Origin of the sequence: Rubripirellula obstinata (assembly GCF_001642955.1) — a bacterium.
Taxonomy (GTDB): domain Bacteria; phylum Planctomycetota; class Planctomycetia; order Pirellulales; family Pirellulaceae; genus Rubripirellula; species Rubripirellula obstinata.
The window spans coordinates 1-2,325 of sequence record NZ_LWSK01000246.1; the positions used below are offsets into that span (position 1 = coordinate 1).

Annotated in this window: 4 protein-coding genes; all 4 read left to right on the top strand. The window is 54.2% G+C overall.

Annotated features, from left to right (window positions below; all coding sequences use genetic code 11):
- The coding region (locus RC85_RS28025; RefSeq protein ID WP_162273297.1) for a hypothetical protein at nucleotides 1-740 on the top strand (740 nt) is incomplete at its 5' end.
- Between the two features lie 94 nt (nucleotides 741-834).
- Nucleotides 835-1,503: a hypothetical protein gene (locus RC85_RS25420; RefSeq protein ID WP_068267708.1), complete on the top strand. Its 669-nt coding sequence runs from the start codon at nucleotides 835-837 to the stop codon at nucleotides 1,501-1,503.
- Between the two features lie 138 nt (nucleotides 1,504-1,641).
- The gene (locus RC85_RS28030) at nucleotides 1,642-1,980 is read left to right on the top strand and encodes a hypothetical protein (protein WP_149753311.1); all 339 of its coding nucleotides are present in this window, start codon (nucleotides 1,642-1,644) and stop codon (nucleotides 1,978-1,980) included.
- A gap of 2 nt (nucleotides 1,981-1,982) precedes the next feature.
- Complete coding sequence (locus RC85_RS27270) at nucleotides 1,983-2,153, top strand: hypothetical protein (protein WP_157594072.1); 171 nt, start codon at nucleotides 1,983-1,985, stop codon at nucleotides 2,151-2,153.
- Nucleotides 2,154-2,325 lie beyond the last annotated feature (172 nt).

Below are 2,325 nucleotides of genomic sequence, written 5' to 3' on the forward strand. Positions count from 1 at the left end.
CCACCCACGGGAACGAAGTCCGCGCCGGCGGACCGCATCTCAATGGTGTGTTTCGGATAACCATTGCATGCACCGGAGTGGCGGCCGCACACTTTTCTCTCTGCTTGCACGTCAAATCCCGCCACCTCGGTGATGCATACCGTTATCCGACTGCAGTGCCAATGATTCGTTTCACGTTCTTTGCCGTTGCGTTGATGCTGGCCTTCATTGCCGGATGCGACACGGTCACGCTTGATGCCCCGATTGGCACCAAATCTGACGTTAAAAGTCTACGTTCGCTCGTTGGGCGTTGGGCGAGTCCCGACGGCGATGTGGTTGAAATCCGACTTGGTTCTGATCTGATGCTGTATTCAGGGCAATCAAGCTGGGATGAAGATAAGCGTTCTTTCTCGATCCGAACGAACAAACTTGACGTTAGGAGCATTGGCGATTCGCTTATTGTGTACGGCGAAGACAACGCCAGATATTCTTTCGCTCGCCTTTCGTTGCCCGATCGCGATAGCTTAGTATTCTCTACACCGTCACCCTCCGCGTTCCGGGATGCGGTAAGCGATGGTTCGCTTGACGGGACGGTAACCACCGGCGAAAATGCTCACTTTCACGTTCGCTTGTCCTCCAAGAGTGATTCCCTAAAGGCCATTTTGGGCTCACCCAATGGTGGCTTGTTCTTCCCTCCTGATCTGGCATTCAAGTCGACAATACTTAAGCGATTTGACGAAGATCCGGAAGACGGCGGATAACCATGGGTTGCACCGGAGCCGGGCTTGCGAGCGTTTTCTGATGGTTAACTTTTCCCTCCCGGCCCGGTGAACCCGGACGTTCTGCTACGAAGTTATGATTAGACCGAAATTGCAATACCGACTTGCATCGTTGCTGTTGCTGGTTTCATCTGCGTCGGTCGCTTTCGCATTCCTGCAACCGAAACCACGTCACCAGCTTCATTTATTGCGATCTGCAGACTTCACTTGTGCTGACATCGCGCGTGCAGTCAACTACTACGTTGATCTGGGAGAACGAGAAACTCTTCGCGAGTTCCATGACTTGGCTCGTCAAAATGATGATATTGGGCGTCCGAACGTAAACGAGCGGATCGGCTGGCTGTGCCGCATCCTTTACGTGCCGAAGAACAAACCATTGCGAGGGCCGATGCTTGGTGGCTTAATGCTTCCATATGAGTCAATGCCGCTCGGCGATTGGCCAATGTACCCCGTGGCAAAATCTGGGGGCACGTACTGTGTACTGTCGGAAGGTTATTCTCTTGCAGGGCATGCAGAGCCGATTCCAAACTATCTCACCTACTGCGGATTGCATGGTTCTTTTCGTGCTGGGCACGTGCCCGTCCCCGATCGCAAAGTCGCTATGCAAGAAGTAGACCTAATTCGGTTGTCAAAACGATGGACTAAGATCACGTGGATCAAGACTGGCTTGAATTCTTCGTATACCATAAGCGAACCTTGGACCTGGGACCGAATCATCGACCAGGCGTATTTAATCCAGGATTGAGCAGAACCAAGCGTTGCTGACGGAGCGGCGGTGGTCGGCTTGATTTTCTGCTTGCACGACTTAATCCGCCGCCCGCAGAACGCGGTCGTTATCCGACTGGACGGTTCGCTAATCACATGCCAACCCGCTGCTAGTTCGATGACGCACCGCTTTCCGATGTATTGCATACTTCTGTTGGTTCTCGCTATGCCTCTCAACCAAAACCCATACGACCCAACGGTCGCCCAGGAGGAGGAGAGTCACGCCACCGGCAAAGACGGAGTCCCGTTGCCGGTCGCCTACGCCATGGTAGCCCTTTCTGCGATCACTGTCGGCATCGCCTGTTTCTTCCTCACATTCATTCTGTTTGTGTCGTTCTCTCATGCGGGTGACTTCGCTTTCATGCTCGCCCTTCTCCCTGCTATAATTGCGTCCTTCGCTGGAGGCGGTGTCACAATCGCGATTGGACTTGGCATTGTCGCCCATAATCGCGGATAACCATGACATGCACCGGAGTCGGGCTTGCGGCCGTTTTCAAATGGAACATCAACCGTCCCGACCCGGTGATGTCGGACGTTATCCGACTGAGCGGCGGACACTTACTGCCCGCCTCTCGCCCTGCGGGGCACAACCTACGCATGGAATCCATGCCGATCACTCCGTACTTTTGATTTCCGCTTCACGCGCATAACGATTCACTCACTACGGCTGATGTCTGGGGTTTCCGAACAACTCATGCTCGTGTTGGCGGGGCGACGCTTTACCCTTTGCTTGCACGACCGGCGACGACGTACCGTATCGGCGGCGATCTTCCTTGGTCACGCATCTTCACTGATCGCCGCC